Source organism: Pseudomonas sp. NFR09 (assembly GCF_900111535.1).
GTDB classification, from domain to species: Bacteria; Pseudomonadota; Gammaproteobacteria; order Pseudomonadales; family Pseudomonadaceae; genus Aquipseudomonas; species Aquipseudomonas extremorientalis.
In genome coordinates this window covers 774,431-799,442 of record NZ_FOIH01000001.1, presented here as the reverse complement: position 1 = coordinate 799,442, position 25,012 = coordinate 774,431, and the positions used below count along the sequence as shown (strand labels likewise).

Genomic DNA, 25,012 nt, shown 5'->3' with positions numbered 1-25,012 from the left:
ACGCTCAGGGAGGGGCGCCCAAGACGTGCGAAGATGGCTCGCCATGTATCGCGCTGATTGAGCAAGGCGACCACACGGTTGAGCACATGCGCCTCATCAGTTCGCCTTTCAGACGCTGAGTAAGCCATAGCGCACCCGTGTTTCGATTCTGAGCCAGTGCCCGCTGGAAATGCGCGAGATTGGCGGTACCCAGGCGCGCCCAATACTGTAGAGCGACGCCGTCAGTTCGAGTTGAAGTCAGTTCGGCGCCAAGCAACAGAACGTTTGTCTGATTGGTCAAGGTGACGTCACCGTCCTCTTCAAATAATGTCATTTGTTCTTCTTTGTTGCACAGCCAGTTGCCAATTGAATGGTTCATTTACGTGAAAAAATCAATGGTAGTTTTGAGTGACTGATTGACAAGTTTTGCGTGATCCTGATCAAACGAATTGGCCATCTCTTTGTTAAGTGCCAACCTGAAAAAAAGTTCGCCATCCCAATTGTCGGGTGACGCTTCACTGAAAAAAGACTTGAATTCCTTGTCAGCGTTCTTCCGGATTCTTGTAACTTCTGAAGTGAAGGTGCTATAGAAGTCCATGATCTACCTGTATGACTGATGATTGTCGAGTGAGTGGAAAATTCATTGCTAAATAGGGAATATTAATAAACGACTGGAGCGTCGCGAGGTCAGACATCGATCCAACGATCTTTGCCTTGTTCGTAAAGAGCGTTGCGCATGTCGTGCCAGCTGATTCGGAAATCTCCTTCGTCTGTCTTCAATACAAGTGTTTGGGAGTGGATTGAATTGTCGGCGGTAAGCTTCCAGAGCGTGCTCCCATGATGGGCTAAACAGTGCGTTACTTCTGTAAGGTCATGTGGGTGGCACATTAGTGTCGCGCTGATTTCATCGACTTGGCTTTTCAGCAATTGCTTAACGAGGGCTGCCACTCGTTGGGAGGCTACAGTCTCGTCAAGCAGGCTACCAATAGCCTGCTTGGTGATCTGGGTGGCGTAATGCTCTAAGTTGTCGCACATCGTTTGCCTACTACGTTCCCACCGCTTGAGCTGAGCGTCGGCGCGTTGCCAGATTTCAAGCGAGGCCTTTTCCAGCAACTCCTCACATTGTTTTTCTGCACACCTGATCAACTCCTCAGCTTGAATGCTTGTGTCACGCAACAACTGATTAGCATGCTTCCAGTCTGCTAGCTCTTCCCGAGGGATTATGTTGCGTGGCACGCTAGACGAGCGCCCGGATAACTCAATGTTGGAGCGGCATAACATTGTTGAACTCCTCACGTGTGTCTGCGGTGGGCATGTCATCACATCTCCGATGTAGTAGCGCGCCATACGACGGCCTGCCAGAGTGTGTCGAGTCGGTTACCTGTGATTCCGTGCAGAGGGTGTTTTGCCTCAATCTCGATTACACATTTACGGGGGAATCGCAATCTAAGACGCTGCCAGATCGCGGGTTCTACCCAGCTATAGAGCAGTTGTAGCGGGTCAGAACCGGGCGGCAGCATCACGGGGGGCAGCGCCTTGGAAAGACGCCTGCACCATTGGTGATGAATGTTAGTCAGGAGGGCTGAGTCCTGGGGGTTAAAGGTGTCGTGAACCAACGCCAACATTAGGTTGAGTTGTTCCCTCGAGGCCAGAACCAGGCGGATTACTGTGGGGTGTGGGTCAACGGGCAAACAGGCTGCATAACCTGAGAGGTTGTCGGGTGCTGACTGTCCACTACGAAAAAGCGTTTCAATCACAGTGTACTCTTCGCCCTTCCAGTCTTCGTGGGCAGATTGCCAGGGATACACCCACCATCGCGCCCACGACAGGTGTTCATGAAACTGATGGTCGAGACTAGGCGTCATGAGTCGAAACCGTTGATTTGTCGGTTGAGCCCGCCTGATGAAGACCGTTTTGACGCCGTTTGTATAGGAACAATATGGCGAGCGGTAGCGAGACCATGCCGAGTAGTAAAACGATCATGCTGGTTTGCCAGAAACCGAGATCATCCCCGGGCACCAGGAAAGGGCCGAAGTACACTAGCCGTTGAGGTTCCTGGTAAATCGCCGCAGGCACGAATATCACCGAGAGTTTCTGCAAGTTGTCCACTGCCGTAGACATGCCAGGGATACTGCTCGCCACCAATCTGCGGATCCGTGCTCTGATATTATCGGGGTCCAGCCGTGGATCGTGCTTGATGAATACAGAAGCAGATGCCGGTTGTACTGGCTCCCCCGGAGCGATGCGTTCAGGCAGTACCACATGCACGCGTGCGACGATGACGCCGTCAATGTTGGACAAGGTGGCCTCAAGTTCCTGGGACAAGGCATAGATGTAGCGTGCCCGTTCCTCCAGCGGCGTTGAAATTACCCCTTCCTTGCGGAATGTATCCCCCAGCGTGGTGCGCGCGACTCTGGGTAGTCCTACGGCTTCCAGCGTTCTTACGGCACGCCCGATATCAGCGGTGTTAACCGTGATGACAACACCGTCCTTGGCCGGAAATTTGGTGGCACGAATATGTTTATCAGCCAATTCGGCAACGACTTCATTGGCCTCCTGTTCGGAGAGCTGGCGATGAAGTTCCACGCGATCACTGCATCCGCCTAATAGGGATACAATACCAATGAACATGACGGCAAGGAGAGAAGGGCTCATTGTCATTACTGCAGGTTACATATTTTGTCGAGGCCTTGGGTCGTCTTGGCGAGGCATTTCGTCAATAGATGTGGAGTAAGTTGTGCGTTGAAGAAGTCGCGAGGGAACGTTTTGTAGACTTCAAAATCCAGCTCTTTTTTAGGTGCGCGGACCAGTTTGGTAAAACGGTTCATTGAGGCGCTGAGCTGATTGGATGCCTCAATAAAAAGCTGCGGGGCAGCCGACCTTGAGGGCACTGCCTTCGCATCGCTTGAGCCTTCAAGCATTGATGAAAAAAAACTAGCATCACTACCGGAAACTGGTTGCTCAGATGCTGAGTAGGTAACGCCATCGCTATCGGACTGATCTGAAAAGTAAGTTTCTTTTATTCGCATGGCATGTGGGCTCATTGATTACGTAAAGTAACTTTGTATGAGAGCAGATGTAGTGACCTTTAGGCTGGCAACAGGGTTACCTCTTGTCCATAGGGACAAGAGGCAACCGGTAGATCAACTGATTATTTACTGACCTTTGGCTTTTTGTAGCATGTCGTTAACGTTTTTCATCTCGGCGCCTAGCCAGTTATTATCTAAGGTGTCTCTTTGGATCTTCTCCTTTATTATTTTACTCTCCGCCTCTACGTCACTTAGACCAGGGTATAGGAAAGAGGGAGCGTAGCCTTGACCGACTGGATTAGTCATATGATCTCCTAGCTATATTTGAGTTTAGTTATCCCAGCATATAATTGCTTGGGTGTTATCTGTGTGGCTGTCGAGAAGGTTGGGTTCCCTGTGCGCCGGGATTAAATGTTTCTAATTGTATATTTCAATGAGTGTATTTATGTATGCAGCCAATGCCTTGATAGGCAAGGCATTCCAGGGATGTTTATGATTAAAACACTGTGGCCTTTCAGTCAGAAAACGAACGACATTGGCCTCACGCCAGTGAAATTTCCAGATGTTTGATCCTGTGGTACAGCGTACGCTTGGAAACACTTAATTCAGTGGCCACTGTATTTACACAGTATCCATGGCGGCGCAAAGACGCCTCAATCAGCATTTTCTCTATTTGCTGCAGACTTGACTTCAGGCTTGTTTTTTTGTCCTGGTGGGGCGTGGGCGAATTTGAGAGCACTGGCAGTCCTAATACAAATCGCTTCGCCGTTGAACGCAGCTCGCGAACGTTGCCCGGCCAGGAGTGAGCGAACAGTTGCTGCAGCAGGCTCTCGGGTGGAGGAGGGGCAGGAAGTTTGAAATATTCTGCTTCTTTCTGGATCATCTCCAGAAACAGTGAAACGATACAGTCGCGTCGATCCCGCAAGGTAGGTAGCTGAATGTTGACTACGTTCAGGCGGAAGTACAGGTCGCGCCTAAAGGTGGCTTGCTCTACCATTTCGTGCAACGAATGCTGGGCTGACGCTATGACGCGCATGTCCACCGGGATAAAGCGGGTCGAACCCAGGCGCTCCACGCCGCGTGATTCCAGTACGCGCAGCAATTTGGCTTGCAAGCTCAGTGGCATGCTGTCGATTTCATCCAGGTACAGCGTGCCCAGGTGGGCGGCCTCGACATAACCGGCGCGTGATTGTATCGCGCCGGTATAAGCGCCGCTGTTGACGCCGAACAATTGGCTTTCGGCAAGACTTTCAGGGATAGCTGCGCAGTTTACGGCGATGAAGTTACCCCGCCGGCCGGATAGATGATGAATTCGCTGAGCCAATGTATCCTTGCCAGTGCCGGTTTCCCCTAGTAATAAGATATCGATGTTAAACGTAGCCGTGCTACCCAACATGCTTCTAATATCGGGGTCGTCAATCAGGTATAACTCCGTCTCATTTTCCATGTGGTCGAGCGCCGACATCGAATGATAACTCCATAATTGCTATTACGTCATTGCAGGTAATGCTGTCGAAGGCTCGCTTCAGTAGATAGAATTTTAAGACGGTTGTCACGTGCTCCTTGGGTCTTTATGTACCTCAGGCTGCGTAAGATAAGTTGTATTCTAATATTGATGCTTTGTGTTTTAGCTAACGGCCAAAGAGGCGATAGGAGAAGTCTGAAGCTTTCTGAATGTTTGGCTTAAACTTTTAATCGGTGCGATATATAAATAGTCGCCCACAAAAAAGCCGATGCTAAGCATCGGCTTTTTTACTGTTTAGAGGGCAGGTAATACTTACACGTTGAAACGGAAGTGCATCACGTCGCCATCTTTAACAATATATTCCTTACCTTCCAGGCGCCACTTGCCCGCTTCCTTGGCACCGGCCTCACCCTTGAACTGGATGAAGTCGTTGTAGGCAATCACTTCGGCGCGGATAAACCCTTTTTCGAAGTCCGTGTGGATCACCCCAGCAGCCTGTGGTGCGGTAGCACCGACCTTGACGGTCCATGCGCGGACTTCTTCGACACCGGCGGTGAAGTAGGTCTGCAGGTTGAGCATTTCGTAACCGGCGCGGATCACGCGGTTCAGGCCAGGTTCTTCCAGGCCCAGGGCCTCGAGGAACATGTCCTTTTCTTCGCCGTCATCAAGCTCGGCGATTTCCGCTTCGATCTTGTTGCACACCGGCACCACGATGGCGCCTTCTTCGTCGGCGATGGCCTTGACTACGTCGAGCAACGGGTTGTTCTCGAAACCGTCTTCAGCGACGTTGGCGATGTACATCACAGGCTTAGTGGTCAACAGGTGGAAGCCCTTGATCACGGCCTTCTCGTCAGCGCCCATGTTCTTCATCAGGCTGCGTGCCGGCTTGCCTTCGGTGAAGTGCGCGATCAGTTGCTCAAGCAGACCTTTCTGGACCACTGCGTCCTTGTCGCCGCCCTTGGCGTTGCGCGCGACTTTCTGCAGTTGCTTCTCGCAGCTGTCGAGGTCGGCGAAGATCAGTTCCAGGTCGATGATCTCGATGTCGCGTTTCGGGTCGACGCTGTTGGAGACGTGGATCACGTTCTCGTCTTCAAAACAGCGGACCACGTGGGCGATGGCATCAGTCTCGCGGATGTTGGCGAGGAACTTATTGCCCAGGCCTTCACCTTTCGACGCACCAGCAACCAGGCCGGCGATGTCGACGAATTCCATGGTGGTCGGCAGGATGCGCTTGGGATTGACGATGGCCGCCAGGGCGTCCAGGCGTGGATCCGGCATCGGCACGATACCGCTGTTGGGCTCGATGGTGCAGAAGGGGAAGTTCTCCGCTGCGATACCGGACTTGGTCAGGGCGTTGAACAGGGTGGATTTGCCGACGTTGGGCAGGCCGACGATGCCGCAATTGAATCCCATGGTGTTTCCCCTCGGTAAGAGTCAGGCCTTCTGGCTGTGCAGGTTTTTCATCGCGCGGTTCCATTCACCGGCGAAGATATCCGGCAGCACGCCGAGGGCAAAGTCGATGCTGGCATCGAGTTTTTCCTGTTCGGCGCGTGGCGCACGACCCAGGACGAAATTTGAAACCATACTGGCGACGCCTGGGTGGCCAATGCCGAGCCGCAGGCGGTAGAAATTATTCTGATTACCCAGCTGCGCGATGATGTCGCGCAGGCCGTTGTGCCCGCCATGCCCGCCGCCGAGCTTGAGCTTGGCAACGCCGGGTGGCAGGTCCAGTTCGTCATGGGCCACCAGGATTTCTTCGGGTTTGATCCGGAAGAAGCCCGCAAGCGCCGCGACAGCCTGGCCGCTGCGGTTCATGTAGGTGGTGGGAATCAGCAGACGAACATCCTGGCCCTGATGCGAGAAGCGCCCGGTCAGGCCGAAATATTTGCGATCGGCCGCAAGGCTTACACCTTGTGCGTGGGCGATGCGCTCAACAAAAAGGGCCCCCGCGTTATGCCGCGTCTGTTCGTATTCGGCGCCTGGATTTCCCAGGCCAACGATCAGTTTAATGGCAGTCACGACAGGGGCCCTTCCTTTGGAGTTGTGGATAACATCGCCAGACCTGAGTGCGGCGAAAGTGGACGACACTACATCATTTACTCAAGAGTAAACGCCGCGTTATCGCCCGCTTTCTCGCTACGTTTCGGTCCGCGATGTTTCCTCAAGCTCCGGCAATACAGAGTGGATTACTCTGCAGCGCCTTCTTCAGCTTCTGGAGCAACGCGTGGAGCGTGAACGTTGGCAACTGCTTTGTCATCACCGTGAGCCAGTGCGACAAACTCAACGCCTTTAGGGGCTTTGAGGTCGGACAGGTGAACGATGGTGCCGATTTCAGCGGCCGACAGGTCGACTTCGATGAACTCAGGCAGGTCTTTCGGCAGGCAAGTTACTTCAACTTCGTTCACAACGTGCGAGATTTCGCCGCCTTTCTTGACCGGAGCTTCTTCACCAACAAAGTGCACTGGCACGATAGCGGTCAGTTTCTGGCCAGCGACAACGCGAACGAAGTCAGCGTGCATGATGAATTGCTTGGATGGGTGACGCTGCATTGCTTTAACGATGACGTTCTGCTTGGCACCGTCGACGTTCAGCTCGATAACGTGGCTGTAGGCCGCTTCGTTTTCGAACAGCTTGGCGATTTCCTTGGCCAGGATGGTCACGGATTCAGCAGGCTTGTTACCACCGTATACAACGGCTGGGATGTTGGCGGCGTGACGCAGGCGGCGGCTCGCACCTTTCCCCAGGTCAGTACGCGCTTGGGCGTTCAGAGTAAAGTCAGTCATTTTGTATCTCCAAAATAGCCATCATCGAGCGGCGTTTGCGACCAGCGCCGGCCTCGACATGGGCAAAAAAGCCCCGCCCCAACAGAATGTCGGGGCGGGGCGCTTTTCGTCAGTAGGATGTGCCGAAGGTTTTACCCTTAGCGGAACATCGCGCTGATCGATTCTTCATTGCTGATGCGGCGAACCGCTTCGGCAACAACCGGTGCGATATCCAGTTGACGGATACGCGAACAGGCTTGAGCAGCAGCGGACAGCGGGATGGTGTTGGTCACCACCAGTTCGTCCAGCATGGAATTCTCGATGTTCTCGATCGCTCGGCCCGACAGCACAGGGTGTGTGCAGTAGGCGAAGACTTTGGCCGCACCGTGCTCTTTCAAGGCTTTCGCCGCGTGGCACAGGGTGCCGGCGGTGTCGACCATGTCATCAACCAGAATACAGGTACGCCCTTCGACATCACCGATGATATGCATCACTTCAGAGTGATTGGCTTTCTCGCGGCGTTTGTCGATGATCCCGAGGTCCACGCCCAGGGATTTGGCAACGGCCCGTGCACGCACGACGCCACCAATGTCCGGGGACACGATCATCAGGTTTTCAAAGCGCTGGTCTTCGATGTCATCCACCAATACGGGGGAGCCGTAGATGTTATCTACCGGAATATCGAAGAACCCCTGGATTTGGTCAGCGTGCAGGTCAACCGTGAGAACACGGTCGATGCCTACCACGGTCAGCATGTCAGCAACGACTTTCGCGCTGATGGCCACACGTGCGGAACGCGGACGGCGATCCTGACGGGCATAACCAAAGTAAGGGATTACAGCTGTGATTCGAGTCGCTGAGGAGCGGCGGAAGGCATCAGCCATCACGACGAGTTCCATCAGGTTATCGTTGGTCGGAGCGCAAGTCGGCTGAATAATGAAGACGTCTTTACCGCGAACGTTTTCATTGATCTCGGCTGTAATTTCACCGTCGGAGAATTTACCGACAGAGATGTCACCGAGAGGGATATGCAGCTGACGTACGACACGTCGAGCCAGATCGGGGTTGGCGTTCCCCGTAAAGACCATCATCTTGGACACGCGCAGTACCTAGAGGCTGAGGGTAACCTGGATGAGTATAGGAAAATGGCAGGGGCGGCTGGATTCGAACCAACGCATGGCAGGATCAAAACCTGCTGCCTTACCGCTTGGCGACGCCCCTGTATCTGTTGCAACGAGTGCCTGACACTCGATTCCTTTAGAGCAGACTTTGCAGCTTGCGATGCAACATCGAAACGTTGCTTCCCTTTGCTACAAACCCTGTAAGGGTCTCTGTAAGAAGGGCCGAGACTTTATCAGCTTCAGCTTTGCTTGGGAAGCCCCCAAACACACAACTTCCAGTTCCGGTTAATTTTGCTTCGGTAAATTTACCTAACAAATTCAAAGCGTTACGTACCTCTGGATAACGCCTTGCTACAACCGGTAAGCAGTCATTTCGACTGTTTCCCTTGGGAACGGGGCGCACTTTAATGGGAGAAGAGTTACGTGTCAACAACGGATCTGAAAAAATTTCTGCTGTACTTACAGATACTTGCGGAACAAGCACGACATACCACGGCTCCTCGGGGTATTCCGGGCTGAGTTTCTCCCCCACGCCCTCGGCGAAAGCCGCGTGCCCACGCACGAAAACCGGGACGTCGGCACCCAGCGTCAGGCCCAGCGCGGCGAGGCGATCATGGTCCCAACCCAGTTGCCACAAGTAATTCAGACCCAGCAGAGTTGTCGCGGCATTCGAGCTGCCACCACCGATGCCGCCACCCATGGGCAGGATTTTATCGATCCAGATATCGATGCCGAGCGGACAGCCGGATTGCTCCTGAAGTTTTTTTGCGGCCTTCACGATCAGGTTGCTGTCGTGAGGCACGCCTTCGAATTCGGTATGCAGCCTGATCACGCCATCGTCGCGCACGGCGAAGGTCAGCTCGTCGCCATAGTCGAGGAATTGAAACAACGTCTGCAGCTCGTGATAGCCATCTTCACGGCGACCGAGAATGTGCAGCATCAGGTTGAGCTTGGCCGGGGAGGGCAGGGTCAATTTTTGTACGGACACGTTATTGCCCCAGTTTGCGTGGTTGCCAGTCCTTGATCACCAGCGTGACATCAAGGTCGGGACCATGCAGCTTGACGCGCTCGGGCAACCAATAGCCGCTTTGCTCCACGTAGCTCAAATATTCGACCTGCCAGCCATCCTGCTCCAGGCTGGCCAGGCGGCTGTCGCCGTTCAGGCTCAGGCGACTCTTGCTATCAGGCGCTGGCAGGCCACGGACCCACCACACCAGGTGAGACACCGGCAGTTTCCAGCCGATCTGTTCTTCCAGCAACGCTTCCGGCGAGGTCGCCTCATAACGGCCCTGGTTGGCCACTTCAAGGCTGACTTGCCCCGGCCGGCCGGTCAGGCGTGCGGCGCCACGGCCCAGCGGACCCGACAGGCGAATATCGTAGTAGTCCTGGCGCTGCAGCCAGAACAAGGTGCCGCTGCCGGAGTCTTTCGGCGCGCGAACCCCCACTTTGCCTTCGATCTGCCAGCCATCGATGCTGCTGAGCTGGTCCTTGTGCTGCTTCCATTGCGCCGGGTTGCCCTGGCCTTCAACGGATTCGCGGCTGCCGATGCCCGCACAACCGGCGAGCAGGGCGATGAAGCTGAAAATAACAACATGGCGCAAAAACATAGGTTTAAAGGGTCTCGGATCCGGTCAGGCGCTTGATGGTGCCGCGCAGGATGGGGCTTTCTGGTTGTTCCTTGAGGAATTTCTCCCAGATTTGCCGTGCTTCACGCTGTTTGCCATTGGCCCACAGCACTTCGCCCAGGTGCGCGGCGACTTCCTGGTCGGGGAAGCGTTCCAGTGCCTGGCGCAACAAGCGTTCGGCCTCGTCCAGGTTGCCCAGGCGGTAATTCACCCAGCCCAGGCTGTCGAGCACGGCCGGGTCTTCCGGGTTCAGCTTGTGGGCTTGCTCGATCAGCACCTTGGCTTCGTCGTAGCGCGTGGTGCGGTCGGACAAGGTGTAGCCCAGGGCGTTGAGGGCCATGGCGTTGTCCGGATCGCGCTTGATGATCAGGCGCAGGTCTTTTTCCATCTGCGCCAGGTCATTGCGTTTTTCCGCCTGCATGGCGCGGGTGTATAGCAAGTTCAAATCGTCCGGGAATTGCAGCAACGCTTGTTGCAGCAGCTTCCAGGCGCGCTCGCCCTGATTGTTGGCCGACAAGGTTTCGGCCTGGATCAGGTAGAGCTGGATCGCGTAATCCGGTTCGGCATCCCGTGCGGCGGCCAGGCGTTTCTCCGCCTCGTCGGTGCGGCCGTTGCTCATCAGGATATCGGCCTGGCGCAATTGGGCGGGCAGGTAGTCGTTGCCGGGGCCGACCTGGGCGTACTCGAGCAGGGCGGCTTGCGGATCGTTGCGCTCTTCGGCGATGCGCCCGAGGTTCAGGTGTGCCGAATCTACATGGCTTTCACGCTGGATCAGCTCTTCCAGGTAACCCTTGGCCTCGTCCCAGGCCTTGGCTTCCAGGCAGACCAGTGCCAGGGAATAACGCAATTCGTCATCGTCCGGGTATTGTTGGACCAGGTTGGCGAACTGCACTTTGGCGTCCTCCATGCGGTCCTGTTCGACCAGCATGCGGGCGTAAGTCAGGCGCAGGCGCTTGTCGTCCGGATACTTCTTGAGGCTTTTTTCCAGCAGCGGAATCGCTTCCTTGCCACGGTTGAGGTTCTGAAGCAGGCGTGCACGCAGCAGGATCGGGGCGATTTCGCCTTCTTCCGGCGGATTCTGCTCCAGCAGCTTCAGTGCGGCGTCGGCTTCATCATCCTGTTGCAGCAGCAACGCCTTGCCGAAAATCAGCTGGCTGTTCTTCGGGTGCTTTTGCAGCAGGCGGTCGAAACTCTTCATCAGGCCATTGCGCGTGTCCTGGTCGGTGTCGGCAGCCGACAGCGCGAGGAAGTCGAAATGGGTGTCGCCTTTGCCCTGCAGGACTTTCTCCATATAGACCATGGAGTCGTCATAGCGCCCGGCGCGTGCCAGTTGAATGGCTGCCGCCCGCTGTGCTTCCAGGTCGTCCGGGGCGTTTTTCGCCCAGATCAGCGAAGAGTCCAGCGCAGCCTGGTCGGCCCCCAGGTACTCGGCGATGCGGAAGGCCCGCTCGGAAATCCCCGGATCCTGGGTGTTGATGGCCTGGGTCACGTAGTTGTCCAACGCAATGTCGAAGCGATTGCGCTGGCCGGCCAGTTCCGCAGTCAGCAGGCTGTACACCGTTTCTTCGGTGAACGAAGAATAAACCTTGGGCTTTTCAGGGGCGGGGGCGCTGTCTTCCACCGGTGGCGTACCGTCCGGCGACACGGGAGCCATGGCCTGGCAGCCGCTGAGAAAGACAAAGGCGAGGAGCAACGCGGAAGATCTATTCATATAGGAAGAGGACGACTAACCTGCGGTCGGATCATCATGACACAAGCCTTCGGCCAAACATAACCGAGTCTCAGTTGATGCCTTTATAGACACAAGGCATTAGGACAATAGACGACGGTGGTTGTTCTGAATCTTTCGAAGTAGGACAATTGTCGGCTTCCCGACATCATCAGCGATATTGAATGGCCTTCCTCGCACTCGGTATTAACCACAAGACTGCCTCCGTAGACGTGCGCGAGCGCGTGGCGTTTACGCCGGAGCAGTTGGTTGAGGCCCTGCAGCAGCTCTGCCGGCTCACCGACAGTCGCGAAGCTGCGATCCTTTCGACCTGCAATCGCAGCGAGCTTTATATAGAGCAGGAGCATCTTTCAGCGGATGTCGTACTGCGCTGGCTGGCCGATTACCATCATTTGGACCTCGATGACCTTCGCGCCAGCGCTTATGTGCACGAAGAGGATGCGGCAGTTCGTCACATGATGCGTGTGGCGGCCGGTCTCGATTCGCTGGTGTTGGGCGAGCCGCAGATTCTGGGCCAGATGAAATCCGCCTACGCCGTGGCGCGCGAGGCCGGCACAGTAGGCCCGCTGCTGGGGCGGCTGTTCCAGGCCACCTTCAATTCCGCCAAGCAGGTGCGCACCGACACTGCCATCGGTGAAAACCCGGTGTCTGTGGCGTTTGCCGCCGTCAGCCTGGCCAAACAGATTTTCAGTGACTTGCAACGCAGCCAGGCCCTGCTGATCGGCGCCGGCGAGACCATCACCCTGGTCGCCCGCCACCTGCATGACCTGGGCGTGAAGCGTATCGTGGTCGCCAACCGTACGTTGGAACGCGCGAGCATCCTCGCCGAGCAGTTCGGCGCCCATGCGGTGTTACTGGCGGACATTCCGGCGGAGCTGGTACGCAGCGATATCGTCATCAGCTCCACCGCCAGCCAACTGCCGATCCTGGGCAAAGGCGCGGTCGAGAGCGCGCTGAAGCTGCGCAAGCACAAGCCGATCTTCATGGTGGATATTGCTGTTCCCCGGGATATCGAGCCCGAAGTCGGCGAGTTGGACGACGTTTACCTCTATAGCGTCGACGATCTGCACGAAGTGGTCGCCGAAAACCTCAAGAGCCGCCAGGGTGCTGCCCAGGCCGCCGAGGAAATGGTCAGCACCGGCGCCGAAGACTTCATGGTGCGCCTGCGTGAACTGGCGGCGGTGGACGTGCTCAAGGCCTATCGTCAGCAAGGCGAACGCCTGCGCGACGAGGAATTGATCAAGGCCCAGCGCTTGCTGGCCAATGGCAGCAGCGCCGAAGAAGTGCTGATGCAACTGGCCCGTGGCCTCACCAATAAATTGCTGCATGCGCCCAGCGTGCAGCTGAAAAAGCTTACCGCCGAAGGCCGCCTCGATGCGCTGGCCATGGCCCAGGAACTCTTTGCCCTCGGTGAGGGCGCGTCAGATAGCTCTTCGGATAAAAAACCGCAATGAAAGCGTCACTGCTCAATAAACTGGACGTGCTCCAGGATCGTTTCGAAGAACTGACCGCCCTGCTCGGCGATGGCGAGATCATCGCCGATCAGGCCAGGTTCCGTGCCTATTCCAAGGAATACGCCGAAGTTGAGCCCGTGGTCGCCACCTATAAAAACCTGCTGAAAGTGCAGGCGGACCTTGAAGGTGCCCAGGCACTGCTCAAGGACAGCGACCCGGACATGCGTGAAATGGCCGTGGAAGAAGTCCGCGAAGCCAAGGAAAAACTCGCCGAGCTGGAAGGCGACCTGCAACGCATGCTGCTGCCCAAGGACCCGAACGACGGGCGCAACGTGTTCCTCGAAATCCGTGCCGGCACCGGCGGCGACGAGGCGGCGATCTTCTCCGGCGACCTGTTCCGTATGTACTCGCGGTATGCCGAACGTCGCGGGTGGCGGGTAGAGATCCTGTCGGAGAACGAAGGCGAACACGGCGGCTATAAAGAAGTGATTGCACGGGTCGAGGGCGACAACGTCTACGGCAAGCTCAAATTCGAGTCCGGCGCGCACCGCGTGCAGCGGGTTCCAGCGACTGAATCCCAAGGTCGTATTCACACGTCCGCCTGCACGGTGGCCGTATTGCCCGAGCCGGACGAACAGGAGGCCATCGAGATCAACCCGGCCGACCTGCGCATCGACACTTACCGCTCCTCGGGCGCCGGTGGCCAGCACGTCAACAAGACCGACTCGGCGATCCGCATCACCCACTTGCCGTCGGGCATCGTGGTGGAGTGCCAGGAAGAGCGCTCCCAGCACAAGAACCGTGCGCGGGCCATGTCCTGGCTGTCGGCCAAGCTCAATGACCAGCAGACCAGCGCCGCCGCCAACGCGATTGCCAGCGAGCGCAAGTTGCTGGTGGGTTCGGGCGACCGCTCCGAGCGCATTCGTACCTACAACTTTGCCCAGGGCCGGGTCACCGACCACCGGGTCAACCTCACCCTTTACTCCCTGGACGAAATCCTTGCCGGTGGTGTGGACGCGGTGATCGAACCGTTGCTCGCCGAATACCAGGCCGATCAACTGGCCGCGATAGGTGAATAAATGACCATCATCGCCAGCCTGCTGCGTGCCGCCGACCTGCCCGATTCGCCCACGGCACGCCTGGATGCCGAATTGTTGCTGGCGGCTGCCTTGGGCAAGTCCCGCAGCTACCTGCACACCTGGCCCGAGAAAATCGTCAGCAGCGAGCATGCGCTGATCTTTGCCGGCTACCTGCAGCGCCGTCGTGGCGGTGAGCCGGTGGCCTATATCCTCGGTCAACAAGGCTTCTGGAAGCTGGACCTGGAGGTCGCGCCTCACACGCTGATCCCGCGGCCAGATACCGAGTTGCTGGTGGAAACCGCGCTGGAATTGTTGCCCGCCACCCTCGCCAAGGTCCTCGACCTGGGCACCGGCAGCGGCGCCATCGCCCTGGCCCTGGCCAGCGAACGCCCGGCCTGGCAGGTCACCGCCGTCGACCGTGTGCTGGAAGCCGTGGCCCTGGCCGAGCGCAATCGCCAGCGGTTGCACCTCGCTAACGCTACGGTGCTGAACAGCCATTGGTTCAGCGCGCTGCAAGGTCATCGCTATGACCTGATCATCAGCAACCCGCCGTACATTGCCGCCAACGATCCGCACCTGGTGGCCGGCGACGTGCGTTTCGAACCAGCCAGCGCACTGGTGGCCGGTCATGATGGCTTGGACGACCTGCGCCTGATCATCAAGGAGGCCCCGGCCCACCTGAATGCCGGTGGGCGGTTGCTGCTGGAACATGGTTACGACCAGGCCCCGGCGGTGCGTGACCTGCTGTTGAGTGAAGGTTTCGAAGAAGTGCACAGCCGCATCGACCTCGGTGGCCACGAACGCATCACCCTGGGGCGCCGGCCGTGCTGACCGATCAGGAGCTGTTGCGCTATAGCCGACAGATTCTGTTGCAGCATGTCGACATAGACGGCCAATTTCGCCTGAAAAACGGCCGTGCCCTGATCGTAGGTCTTGGTGGCCTGGGTGCGCCCGTTGCGTTGTACCTCGCTGCCGCCGGCGTCGGCGAGTTGCATCTGGCGGACTTCGACACGGTCGACCTGACCAACCTGCAGCGCCAGATCATCCATGACACCGACAGCGTCGGGCAGACCAAGGTCGACTCGGCCCTGCGTCGCCTGACCGCCCTCAACCCTGAAATCAAACTGGTGGCCCATCGCAGTGCGCTGGATGCCGATTCCCTCGCTGCGGCGGTCGAAGCGGTAGACGTGGTGCTTGATTGCAGTGATAACTTCTCCACCCGCGAAGCCGTCAACGCGGCCTGTGTCGGTGCCGGCAAGCCTTTGGTCAGCGGCGCTGCGATCCGTCTTGAAGGGCAACTGTCGGTGTTCGACCCGCGTCGCGCCGAGAGCCCGTGCTATCACTGCCTGTATGGGCACGGCAGCGATACCGAACTGACCTGCAGTGAGGCTGGCGTGGTCGGCCCACTGGTCGGTGTGGTCGGCAGCCTGCAAGCCCTGGAAGCCTTGAAACTGCTGGCCGGTTTCGGTGAGCCGTTGGTGGGACGCTTGTTGCTGATCGACGCCTTGGCCACACGTTTTCGCGAGCTGCGCGTCAAGCGTGACCCCGGTTGCACTGTGTGCGGGGCGCCACATGGTTAAGGGCGCGCCGATCGGTGTGTTCGATTCCGGTATCGGCGGGTTGACCGTGCTGGATGAAATCCAGCAGCTATTGCCCCAGGAATCACTGCTGTACGTGGCCGATTGCGGGCACATCCCCTACGGCGAGAAAAGCCCGGCGTTTATCCTTGAGCGCTCCCGGCAGGTGGCGGCATTTTTCCAGGCGCAGGGCGCCAAAGCCTTCGTTATTGCCTGCAATACCGCTACGGTTGCCGCCGTGGCTGATCTGCGTCGGGATTTTCCCGATTGGCCGCTGGTGGGCATGGAACCTGCTGTCAAACCGGCGGCGGCAGCCACCCGCAGCGGCGTGGTTGGGGTGCTTGCCACCACCGGCACGCTGCAAAGCGCCAAGTTCGCCGCGTTGCTCGACCGCTTCGCTACCGATGTGAAGGTCATCACCCAGCCATGCCCGGGCCTGGTGGAGCTGATTGAAAGCGGTGACCTGACCAGCCCGGCCTTGCGCCAGTTGTTGCAGGGGTATATCGACCCGCTGCTCAGCGCCGGTTGCGACACCATCATCCTCGGCTGCACCCACTATCCCTTCCTCAGGCCGCTCTTGGCGCAGATGCTGCCCCCCAGCATTATCCTCATCGACACCGGCGCCGCCGTGGCCCGTCAACTCAAGCGTTTGCTGGGTGAGCGCGACCTGTTGGCCGTCGGCAATCCAGCACCGGCACAGTTCTGGACCAGCGGTGATGTGTATCACCTAAGAAATATCCTACCGACACTATGGAAATATCCGGGCGTTGTGAGAAGCTTCGACTCGTGAAAATTTCGTGAAATGCCTGCGTTATTAGCTGGAACTTCTGGCTACACGCCAGCTTCTATAGCGAGATAGCCTGTACACAACCATATAACTTCGTTCGGAAAGGATGTTTCTTATGAAGCGCTTGTTCTGTTTGGCTGCGATTGCGGCCGCTGTAGTGGGGCACTCTGTTTCGGCACAAGCTGCTGGCCTGGAGTTCGGGGTGGGGAGCACCAGTGATTCGACCATGACCTATCGCCTGGGGCTGACATCGGACTGGGATAAAAGCTGGTGGCAGAGCGATACCGGTCGATTGACCGGCTACTGGAGCGGCGCCTACACCTATTGGGATGGGGACAAGCGAGCCAGCGCCAGCAGCCTGTCGTTCTCGCCGGTGTTTGTGTATGAATTTGCCGGGGAGTCGGTGAAGCCTTATATCGAGGCCGGGATCGGGGTGGCGGTGTTTTCCCGCACCAAGCTGGAAGACAATAACATCGGCCAGGCCTTTCAGTTCGAAGACCGCCTGGGTTTCGGCCTGCGCTTCGCGGGTGGGCATGAGGTGGGCATTCGTGCCACGCATTACTCCAACGCGGGTATCAGCAGCAATAACGACGGGGTAGAGAGCTACTCGTTGCACTACACCTTGCCGTTGTAACCCTTCAGAACACTGCAAAACCCATGTGGGAGTGGGCAAGCCCCCTCCCACATTCAGCATCAGCGGTAGGCGGTAGCGATACCCTGTCGCTCTTCCAGGCACTCCGGCGCACCCATCTCGAATTCCCGGCAAATCAGCGGTCGTCGCTCGTAGATCGTGCACATCATCGTGTCCCGGTCCAGTGCCGCGCACCAGCCGTCATCCAGGCGCAGCATCACTTCACCGCCCCAGTCATCGGTATCGATATAGCGTTCCGGCACGCCGGTGTCGGTGATCAGCATCACTTCCAGCTGGCAGCAGCAGGCCGCACACGTCGAGCAAGTGACGGCGGGTTCGGCGATTTGGATATGGGGGATGTTGGTCATAGGCGTGCAGTGTAAGGCAAGCGGGTGACGCACGTGTGATACGGCTGACGGACGTCAGCGCGCCAGCCGATGCAAACCCACGAACACCATCGCCCACAGCAACGCCAGCGCAACCATTGTTGGCGCGAAGCCGAAACCAAACTGCACCCCGGCCAGTTGGCTACCGGCGTAATAAGACAGCGGGCCGCCCAGCGCGCCCAGCGCAGCGGCACGCCACCAGGGACGGGCACTCCAGGCCAGGCAATGGCGCAACGTCGTCGCCAGCAATGCCCATAGCAGGATCAACCAGAAGGGAATCAACGTGCCCGGTTCCGTGAACTCAAACACCCCCAGCATGCGCAACGTGGTGTCCAACAGGGTGCCCAGAACCATCACGCGCAGGATCAACCTACCGTCCTCAGCCCATGAACTTATCCACAGCAGGTGAACCGCCAACACGGCAAGCCCCACCATTAACCACGCGCTGTCCCCGCCAAGCACGCAGGCAAACCAGCCGCACTGAAACAGCACGGCATTGGCCAGCGTCTTAAGCACTGAAGCGCCCGAGCAGCGGTGGGTTGATCGCCGACGGCTTGGCCAGCAGCAACTGCGCAGTGCCAATGGTGCGTTCCATGAAGCCACCTTCGCAGTAGCACAGGTAGAACTCCCACAGGCGCAGGAAATACTGGTCGTAGCCCAGCTCGGCGAGGCGACCGTGGGCGCGGCGAAAGTTCTCATGCCATAGGCGCAGGGTTCGTGCGTAGTGCAGGCCGAAATCCTCCATGTGCAGCAGGTTCATATCGGTGTCGCGGCTGACGATATGCAACATGTTCTGCACACAGGGCAGGGCGCCGCCAGGAAAGATATAGCGCTGGATAAAATCCACGCTGCGCTTGGCCTGTTCAAAGCGTTGCTCACGGATGGTGATGGCTTGCAGCAGCATCAGGCCATCGTTCTTGAGCAGGCGCGCGCATTGTTTGAAGTAGGTCGGCAGGAAGCGATGGCCCACCGCCTCGATCATTTCGATGGACACCAGCTTGTCGTATTGGCCGGTGAGGTCGCGGTAATCCTGCAGCAGTAGCGTGACCTGGCCTTGCAACCCCAGGGCGTCGATGCGTTGTTGGGTGTAGGCGAACTGTTCCCTGGACAAGGTCGTGGTGGTGACCTGGCAGCCGTAATGCTGCGCCGCATAGAGCGCCATGCTGCCCCAACCGGTGCCGATTTCCAGCAGGTGGTCGGTGCGTTTGAGGGCGAGCTTCTGGCAGATGCGCTCCAGCTTGTTCAACTGCGCCTGTTCGAGGGTGTCGTCGGGCGTCAGAAACTGTGCCGCGGAGTACATCATGGTCGGGTCGAGGAATTCTTCGAACAGGTCGTTGCCCAGGTCGTAGTGGGCGGCGATGTTTTTCTGTGAACCCTTGCGCGTGTTGCGGTTGAGCCAGTGCAGGCCCTGGGTGAACGGCCGCGCCAGGCGTGCCAGGCCGCCTTCCATTGCATCGAGCACGTCCAGGTTGCTGACCATCACGCGCACCACGGCGGTCAGGTCCGGGCTGGTCCAGTAACCGTGGATAAACGCTTCGCCGGCGCCGATGGAGCCGTTGGCCGCCACCAGGCCCCACACGGCAGAGTCCAGGATCTGGATTTCCCCCATCAAGTGCGCTTCCTGTGCGCCGAACACTTGGCGCTCGCCGTCCTCGATCACCACCAGTTGGCCATGGCGCAGTTGGCTGAGTTGGCGCAACACCGCCTTGCGCAGCAGCGCGGCGGTCATGCCGTTGACGTTCAGGCGGTGAGTCTTGACCGATAAGCTAGGGGATTTCATGGCGGCGATCCTTGGTGTAACCGACTGCGGTGCGAGAGGCGCCATCGGCGGCCCGGTGGGAAAAAATCGGCGTGCGTTTGAGCAACAGGCGCAGGGCCTGCCAGTAAATAGCGAGGCAGGTCTTGGCGGTCATCCAGGGGAAACGCCACAGGTAGCGATGCAGGCTGGCGCGATCCAGCGTTTCTTTCTCCAGGCTCAACGTGGCGTCGAAGATTTTCTGCGTGCCCTGCCAATCGGCCATGTGCACGCCCAGCCTGGCGGAGGGAGGGCTGAAGCTCATGCGGTATTCCAGGTCGCGGGGTAGAAACGGCGACACATGGAAGGCCTTGGCCACGGCGAAATGCTGGTGTTCATCGGCGTCCAGGGCCTGGGCCGGCAACACGTAGTGATAGCGTTCGCGCCATGGGGTGTTGGTCACTTCACACAGGATCGCGGCCAGACGTCCGTCGGCCTCGAAGCAGTAGAAGAAACTCACGGGGTTAAAAGCCAGGCCCCAACTGCGGGCCTGGGTCAGTAGGCAGATAACGCCCTGGGGTGTACGCCCCAGTGCCTTGCCGACTTCCTGGCGCACGGCATCGCTCAAGTTCATGCCGCTGCGCGTCCATTCACGCAGGTAGTCCTGCTGACGAAAACCGAAGGGGGCCAGGCGGCTGCGCCCGGCCAGGGGTGAAAGCCCCAGCACTTGGTGTTCTTCGCTCAAATCCAGGTACAGCAGGCCGATGCGGTAGCGAAAGGCATGGGCCTTGGGCGCAAACCGCCGATGGGCGATCCACCCGCTGTACAGGGCGCTGTTCACAGGGTTTCCCCAAAGGCTTCGGCCACGCGCAGTGCGCTGACCACGCCGTCTTCGTGAAAGCCGTTGGCCCAGTAGGCGCCGCAGTAGAAGGTATTGCTCACGCCGGATATTTCTTCGCGACGTGCCTGCGCTGCCACCGCCGCCAGGCTGTACTGCGGGTGGGCGTAGGTGTAGCGGGCCAGTACCTTCAGCGGGTTGATCATGGTTGTCTGGTTGAGGCTGACGCAAAACGTGGTGGTGCTGTGGATGCCTTGCAGGATGTTCATGTCATAGGTCACCGCCGCCTGTGCCTGGCGATTGCCGGTCAGCCGGTAGTTCCAACTGGCCCAGGCGAGTTTGCGGTCGGGCAGCAGGCGCGTGTCGGTGTGCAATACCACGTCGTTATCGGCGTAGGGCATGGCGCCCAGGATCTCCTGTTCGGCCTGGCTCGGGTCGGCCAGCAACGCCAGGGCCTGGTCGCTGTGGCAGGCGAACACCACGCGATCAAATGCCTCACTGCCGGCCGGGCTGTGGATAACCACGCCGTCGTCGGTGCGTGCCACTTTATGCACAGGGCAATTGAGGCGGATCCGTTCGCGAAAGCTGCGGGTCAACGGCTCGATGTAGCGGCTTGATCCCCCTTCGATCACGCACCATTGCGGGCGGTTGTTCACAGAGAGCAACCCGTGGTTCTTGAAGAAACGCACAAAGAACTGCAACGGAAACTTCAGCATATCGGCCAGGGACATCGACCAGATCGCCGCGCCCATCGGCACGATGTAGTGCCGGACAAACCGCTCGCCGTAGCCGCCGGCGGTGAGGTAGCTGCCCAGGGTCATGTCGGCGCTGATGCGCTGCTGCTGCAGGTCCAGCGGCGCCTGGCGGTTGAAGCGCAGGATATCGCGCAACATGCCCCAGAACCCCGGCGACAAAATATTGCGACGCTGGGCAAACAAACTGTTGAGGTTGTTGCCGTTGTACTCGAACCGGGTGTGCTCGTCGCACACCGAAAAGCTCATCTCGGTCGGTTTGAACGCCACCCCGATCTGCCCCAGCAAGCGGATGAAGTTGGGGTAGGTCCAGTCGTTGAACACGATGAAGCCGGTGTCGACCGCGTAGTTTTTACCCTCGACAGTGACATTGACGGTGTGGGTATGCCCGCCGATGCGGTCGCCCGCTTCGAACAGGGTGATGTCGTGACGGCGGCTGAGCAGATAGGCGCTGGTCAGGCCGGCGATGCCGCTGCCGATAATGGCGATCTTCACAGGTCGTCCTTTTTCGGCGGCGGGCTGCGCAACATGCGCTTGCCGATGATCAGTTGCGCACGGTTCGGCAGTTTCGACAGGGGCCACAACGTGGCGATGAACAGTGCAGGAAAGGCGATTTCCAGCGGGCGCTTTTCCAGCTTGGCGAAAATGTGCCGTGCGGCTTTATCCGCTGACCAACTAAGCGGCATGGGGAAGTCATTGCGCTCGGTCAGCGGAGTATCGACAAAGCCCGGGCTGATCACGGTGACGTCGATGTTTTCCGGCGACAGGCTGATACGCAGGGATTCGAACAGGTAGCGCAGACCCGCCTTGGACGCGCCATAGGCTTCGGCGCGTGGCATCGGCAGGTAGGTCACGGCGCTGGCGACGCCTACCAGGTGCGGGGTGCGCCCGGCGCGCAACAGTGGCAGGGCGGCTTCGATGCAATAACTGCTGGCCAGCAGGTTGGTACGCACCACGTGCTCGATGATCGATGAGTCAAACTGTCGGGCATCCACGTATTCACAGGTGCCAGCATTGAGAATGACCGTGTCCAGGGCGCCCCAGGCCTCGCCAATGCGCTCACCAATCTCGCGCACGGTCTGGCTGTTGGTCAGGTCGCCGGCCACCACCAGCACCTGGCCAGGGTAACGGTGGGCGAGCGCTTCCAGCGGACCTTTCGAGCGTGAGCTCAAGGCGACGTGGGCGCCGCTGTTGAGCAACTCCACGGCCAGCGCGGCACCGATGCCACTGCTGGCGCCGGTCAGCCAATAACGTCGAGGCAATGTATCGCTCATCCCATTCTCCTTTTCAGCCAGCCAACGACGCTGCCCAGCACGGGCACGTGTTCGTACAGCATGGCGCCGGCATCGAAATAATCGCGGTGGCGGTACACCTTGTCACGCCACATCAAGTGCGAACAACCTTCCACCCGGATCACCTTGCCGCTGGCCAGGCGTGGGTGGCAGAAACTCATTTTCCAGCGCAGGTAACCTTCACCTTCGGTCACCTGATCGAAACCGTGGAAGTCGAAGCGTAACTGGCTGACGTTGCTGTACAGCTCGGCGAAGTAGCGGTGCAGGGCGGGCAGGCCCTGCACTTCATGCAGTGGATCCGCGAAGCGGATGTCCTGGCTGTACAGGCTGTCGAGCAGGTGCAGGTTGTGCTTGTCCAGCGTGGAAAAGGCCTGGGCGAAGCGACGCAGGAAGTCACTCATACTCGCCCCCAGCGGCTTGTCGCGAGGGCAGGCTGCGGAAGGCGGCCAGGGCGCGTTCACGGGACTTTTTCAGGTCGACAATCGAACGCGGGTAATCGGCCACGCCGAACAAACCACCGGCGGCTTCGGGGTTGTGCACTTCCTTTTTATTCAGCGCGGCCAGTTCCGGCAGCCAGCGCTTGATGAATACCCCTTCGCTGTCGAATTTTTCCGATTGGCTCAAGGGGCTGAAAATCCGGAAGTACGGCGCCGAGTCGGTGCCGGTGGACGAGCTCCACTGCCAGCCGCCGTTATTGGCCGCCAGGTCGCCGTCGATCAGATGGCGCATGAAAAAGCGCTCGCCTTCGCGCCAGTCGATCAGCAGGTTCTTGGTCAGGAACATCGCCACGACCATGCGCAGGCGGTTGTGCATCCAGCCGGTTTCAAGCAGTTGGCGCATGGCGGCGTCGATGATCGGCAGGCCGGTGCGCGCTTGCTGCCAGGCGGCCAGGTCCTTGGGCGCGTTGCGCCAGGCGACGGCTTCGGTCTCGGGGCGGAACGCCCGGTGGCGCGACACCCGTGGGTAACCCACCAGGATGTGCTTGTAGAACTCACGCCACAGCAGTTCGTTGATCCAGGTAATGGCGCCCATGTCGCCGCTTTCAAACTCGCCGCCGTTGGTCTGCAGTGCAGCGTGCAGGCACTGGCGCGGCGACACCACGCCGGCGGCGAGGTAAGCCGACAACTGGCTGGTGCCGGGCTTGGCGGGGAAGTCGCGTTCGTCCTTGTAGTAGCTGATCTGTTGGTCGGCGAAAGCGTCGAGGCGGCGCCGGGCTTCGTCTTCACCGGCGGGCCAGAGGGCACGCAGGGTCTCGCTGGGTGGCTCGAAACCGTCGACTGTCTTTGGGATCGGGTCGCTTTTCAGCTTGAGCGCAGCCTGGGCCTTGGGTGCCGGGACTATCCGGGGCAGGGCGCTGTGCAGACGGCTGTAGCAGACCTTGCGGAACTGGCTGAACACCTGGAAGTAAGTGCCGGTCTTGGTCAGCACGCTGCCGGGCTGGAAGAACAGTTGGTCCAGGTAGCTGTGGAAGCTGATGCCCGCCGACTCCAATGCCTTGGACACGGCCGCATCACGACGGCTTTCATGGATGCCGTATTCCTCGTTGACGTGCACCGACTCCACGGCCAGTTCACGGCACAGCGTGCCCAGCACGTCGGGTGCCTGGTCCCAGGTGGCTGCCGTACGGATCAGCAGGGGAATGTTCAGTTCGCCGAGTGTCTTGCTCAGGTCATCCAGGTTGCGCAGCCAGAAATCCACCTTGCACGGTGCATCGTCATGGGCCAGCCATTGTTCGGGCGTGATCAGGTACACGGCGGCGATCGGGCCCCGCTGGCTCGCGGCGGTCAGGGCGGTGTTGTCGTGTAGGCGCAGGTCGGTGCGCAGCCAGATCAAATGCATTTAAACGAGTCCACGCTGGATCAGTAGCTGGTGGGCCGACAACAACTCTTCGGCGACGAACAATTCAGGGATGTCCTGGGCTAATACGGCCAACTCGGCCTGGTGGATGCATACCGTTGGTCCGACGATCAGCTTTGGGCAACGGACGCCGCCCAAAAGTTTTTCCAGACCCGACAAATGCAGCGCCTTGCTCGAATACAGCAGCACGGCCCGCGGTTGCAGGTGCTCCACCGCCAGGGCCAGTTCGCCGGCGGGCAACGGCCAGTCGAACACTTCCACCGGGCAATCGGCACTGCTGGCGAGCCAGGCACTGAGCCACAGGTGTGGCTCCAGGGTCAGATCGGACTGATTGATCAGCAACAACGGTGCGCCGTGCAACTGGCGATTGTTGTGGTAAATGCGTGCGCCGAATTTGCTGCGCAGCCATGAGAGGAAAAACACCCGCTCCATCTGCGCGCCGAACTGGCCTTGCCAACGCTGTTCCAACGCTCGCAGCAGCGGCAGCATCAGTTGCTCGCACAACGTGCGTGGCGGGTATAGCGCCATGGCCTGGTTGAAGGCGTCATCGACCCGGCGTTCGGTCAATTCGCTGATAGCGTGCACCAGGTTCTGGCGCAGGCTGTGCCACTCGTTTTCCACCGCCTCGGGAAGGGATTGGGCCGAGTCGATCAGGCCTTTGACCTGGCTGACCGGCACGCCGCGATTGAGCCAGGTGAGGATGGTATGGATGCGCTGCACATGCTCGGCGCTGAACAGCCGATGGCCCTTGGGCGTGCGCTGGGGCACGATCAGGCCGTAACGGCGTTCCCAGGCGCGCAGGGTCACGGCGTTGACGCCGGTCTGGCGCGCCACTTCGCGGATCGGCAGCCAGCCGTCTTCGAGCGCTTGGGCGATGTCGTCGCCTGGTTCGTCTAGCAGGGCAGCTTTCATGG

Annotated in this window: 26 protein-coding genes and 1 tRNA gene; 6 read left to right on the top strand and 21 right to left on the bottom strand. The window is 58.9% G+C overall.

The features are described from left to right. Positions 1 to 666 precede the first annotated feature (666 nt). The 12 genes from sctL to BMX59_RS03605 form a co-directional block, all read right to left on the bottom strand. Complete coding sequence (gene sctL, locus BMX59_RS03670; protein WP_092240573.1) at positions 667 to 1,260, bottom strand: type III secretion system stator protein SctL; 594 nt, start codon at positions 1,258 to 1,260, stop codon at positions 667 to 669. Positions 1,261 to 1,833: 573 nt separating this feature from the next. Next, positions 1,834 to 2,634 (bottom strand): type III secretion system inner membrane ring lipoprotein SctJ, encoded by an 801-nt coding sequence (gene sctJ / locus BMX59_RS03660; RefSeq protein WP_092241378.1) that lies wholly within the window; start codon positions 2,632 to 2,634, stop codon positions 1,834 to 1,836. Between the two features lie 5 nt (positions 2,635 to 2,639). After that, positions 2,640 to 3,008, bottom strand: coding sequence for a hypothetical protein (locus BMX59_RS03655; protein ID WP_092240575.1), 369 nt, complete (start codon positions 3,006 to 3,008; stop codon positions 2,640 to 2,642). 541 nt (positions 3,009 to 3,549) lie between these two features. Beyond that, a complete protein-coding gene (locus BMX59_RS03645; RefSeq protein ID WP_092240579.1) occupies positions 3,550 to 4,473 on the bottom strand; it encodes a sigma 54-interacting transcriptional regulator in 924 nt (307 codons plus the stop codon). A gap of 312 nt (positions 4,474 to 4,785) precedes the next feature. Continuing rightward, positions 4,786 to 5,886: a redox-regulated ATPase YchF gene (ychF, locus tag BMX59_RS03640; RefSeq protein ID WP_003171595.1), complete on the bottom strand. Its 1,101-nt coding sequence runs from the start codon at positions 5,884 to 5,886 to the stop codon at positions 4,786 to 4,788. A 21-nt stretch (positions 5,887 to 5,907) separates the two neighbouring features. Then, complete coding sequence (pth, locus tag BMX59_RS03635; protein ID WP_071491035.1) at positions 5,908 to 6,492, bottom strand: aminoacyl-tRNA hydrolase; 585 nt, start codon at positions 6,490 to 6,492, stop codon at positions 5,908 to 5,910. Positions 6,493 to 6,659: 167 nt separating this feature from the next. Continuing rightward, a complete protein-coding gene (locus tag BMX59_RS03630; protein ID WP_092240582.1) occupies positions 6,660 to 7,256 on the bottom strand; it encodes a 50S ribosomal protein L25/general stress protein Ctc in 597 nt (198 codons plus the stop codon). A gap of 137 nt (positions 7,257 to 7,393) precedes the next feature. Further along, positions 7,394 to 8,335, bottom strand: a complete 942-nt coding sequence (locus BMX59_RS03625; RefSeq protein WP_003208392.1) for a ribose-phosphate pyrophosphokinase — start codon at positions 8,333 to 8,335, stop codon at positions 7,394 to 7,396. A gap of 46 nt (positions 8,336 to 8,381) precedes the next feature. Beyond that, positions 8,382 to 8,456, bottom strand: a tRNA-Gln gene (locus BMX59_RS03620). 36 nt (positions 8,457 to 8,492) lie between these two features. After that, positions 8,493 to 9,344, bottom strand: a complete 852-nt coding sequence (ispE, locus tag BMX59_RS03615) for a 4-(cytidine 5'-diphospho)-2-C-methyl-D-erythritol kinase (protein WP_071491037.1) — start codon at positions 9,342 to 9,344, stop codon at positions 8,493 to 8,495. A gap of 1 nt (position 9,345) precedes the next feature. After that, positions 9,346 to 9,963 carry a lipoprotein insertase outer membrane protein LolB gene (gene lolB, locus BMX59_RS03610; protein WP_092240584.1) on the bottom strand — a complete coding sequence of 206 codons (618 nt, stop codon included), beginning with the start codon at positions 9,961 to 9,963 and terminating at the stop codon, positions 9,346 to 9,348. A gap of 4 nt (positions 9,964 to 9,967) precedes the next feature. Then, positions 9,968 to 11,692 carry a tetratricopeptide repeat protein gene (locus tag BMX59_RS03605; protein WP_071491039.1) on the bottom strand — a complete coding sequence of 575 codons (1,725 nt, stop codon included), beginning with the start codon at positions 11,690 to 11,692 and terminating at the stop codon, positions 9,968 to 9,970. A gap of 182 nt (positions 11,693 to 11,874) precedes the next feature. Between BMX59_RS03605 and hemA the strand changes: the two genes are divergently transcribed. The 6 genes from hemA (at position 11,875) to BMX59_RS03575 (ending at position 17,241) form a co-directional block, all read left to right on the top strand. Beyond that, complete coding sequence (gene hemA / locus BMX59_RS03600) at positions 11,875 to 13,164, top strand: glutamyl-tRNA reductase (RefSeq protein WP_058423108.1); 1,290 nt, start codon at positions 11,875 to 11,877, stop codon at positions 13,162 to 13,164. After that, positions 13,161 to 14,243 carry a peptide chain release factor 1 gene (gene prfA / locus BMX59_RS03595; RefSeq protein ID WP_092240587.1) on the top strand — a complete coding sequence of 361 codons (1,083 nt, stop codon included), beginning with the start codon at positions 13,161 to 13,163 and terminating at the stop codon, positions 14,241 to 14,243. Before hemA ends, prfA begins: the two co-directional genes overlap by 4 nt. Beyond that, a complete protein-coding gene (gene prmC, locus BMX59_RS03590) occupies positions 14,244 to 15,074 on the top strand; it encodes a peptide chain release factor N(5)-glutamine methyltransferase (RefSeq protein ID WP_071491041.1) in 831 nt (276 codons plus the stop codon). Continuing rightward, positions 15,068 to 15,823 (top strand): molybdopterin-synthase adenylyltransferase MoeB, encoded by a 756-nt coding sequence (locus BMX59_RS03585; RefSeq protein ID WP_092240589.1) that lies wholly within the window; start codon positions 15,068 to 15,070, stop codon positions 15,821 to 15,823. Before prmC ends, BMX59_RS03585 begins: the two co-directional genes overlap by 7 nt. After that, complete coding sequence (gene murI / locus BMX59_RS03580) at positions 15,816 to 16,610, top strand: glutamate racemase (RefSeq protein ID WP_071491043.1); 795 nt, start codon at positions 15,816 to 15,818, stop codon at positions 16,608 to 16,610. Before BMX59_RS03585 ends, murI begins: the two co-directional genes overlap by 8 nt. Positions 16,611 to 16,722: 112 nt before the next feature. Next, on the top strand, positions 16,723 to 17,241 hold the full coding sequence (locus BMX59_RS03575; protein WP_071491044.1) for an acyloxyacyl hydrolase: 519 nt from the start codon (positions 16,723 to 16,725) through the stop codon (positions 17,239 to 17,241). 59 nt (positions 17,242 to 17,300) lie between these two features. Here BMX59_RS03575 and BMX59_RS03570 read toward each other — a convergent pair whose 3' ends face one another. The 9 genes from BMX59_RS03570 to BMX59_RS03530 are packed head-to-tail and all read right to left on the bottom strand — an operon-like array spanning position 17,301 to position 25,010. After that, positions 17,301 to 17,606, bottom strand: coding sequence for a YkgJ family cysteine cluster protein (locus tag BMX59_RS03570; protein WP_092240591.1), 306 nt, complete (start codon positions 17,604 to 17,606; stop codon positions 17,301 to 17,303). Between the two features lie 54 nt (positions 17,607 to 17,660). Next, positions 17,661 to 18,140: a DUF2878 domain-containing protein gene (locus BMX59_RS03565; protein ID WP_093119965.1), complete on the bottom strand. Its 480-nt coding sequence runs from the start codon at positions 18,138 to 18,140 to the stop codon at positions 17,661 to 17,663. Beyond that, positions 18,133 to 19,404 (bottom strand): SAM-dependent methyltransferase, encoded by a 1,272-nt coding sequence (locus tag BMX59_RS03560; protein ID WP_092240595.1) that lies wholly within the window; start codon positions 19,402 to 19,404, stop codon positions 18,133 to 18,135. The genes BMX59_RS03565 and BMX59_RS03560 overlap by 8 nt, the downstream gene beginning before the upstream one ends. After that, positions 19,391 to 20,200, bottom strand: a complete 810-nt coding sequence (locus BMX59_RS03555; RefSeq protein ID WP_092240597.1) for a DUF1365 domain-containing protein — start codon at positions 20,198 to 20,200, stop codon at positions 19,391 to 19,393. Before BMX59_RS03555 ends, BMX59_RS03560 begins: the two co-directional genes overlap by 14 nt. Next, positions 20,197 to 21,444, bottom strand: coding sequence for an NAD(P)/FAD-dependent oxidoreductase (locus BMX59_RS03550; protein WP_092240599.1), 1,248 nt, complete (start codon positions 21,442 to 21,444; stop codon positions 20,197 to 20,199). The genes BMX59_RS03555 and BMX59_RS03550 overlap by 4 nt, the downstream gene beginning before the upstream one ends. Beyond that, positions 21,441 to 22,223 carry an SDR family NAD(P)-dependent oxidoreductase gene (locus BMX59_RS03545; protein ID WP_092240601.1) on the bottom strand — a complete coding sequence of 261 codons (783 nt, stop codon included), beginning with the start codon at positions 22,221 to 22,223 and terminating at the stop codon, positions 21,441 to 21,443. The genes BMX59_RS03550 and BMX59_RS03545 overlap by 4 nt, the downstream gene beginning before the upstream one ends. Beyond that, positions 22,220 to 22,642, bottom strand: coding sequence for a nuclear transport factor 2 family protein (locus tag BMX59_RS03540; protein WP_092240603.1), 423 nt, complete (start codon positions 22,640 to 22,642; stop codon positions 22,220 to 22,222). The genes BMX59_RS03545 and BMX59_RS03540 overlap by 4 nt, the downstream gene beginning before the upstream one ends. Then, on the bottom strand, positions 22,635 to 24,080 hold the full coding sequence (phrB, locus tag BMX59_RS03535; RefSeq protein WP_093119958.1) for a deoxyribodipyrimidine photo-lyase: 1,446 nt from the start codon (positions 24,078 to 24,080) through the stop codon (positions 22,635 to 22,637). Before phrB ends, BMX59_RS03540 begins: the two co-directional genes overlap by 8 nt. Next, the gene (locus BMX59_RS03530; protein WP_093119956.1) at positions 24,081 to 25,010 is read right to left on the bottom strand and encodes a MerR family transcriptional regulator; all 930 of its coding nucleotides are present in this window, start codon (positions 25,008 to 25,010) and stop codon (positions 24,081 to 24,083) included. It abuts the gene before it with no gap. Positions 25,011 to 25,012: the final 2 nt, after the last annotated feature.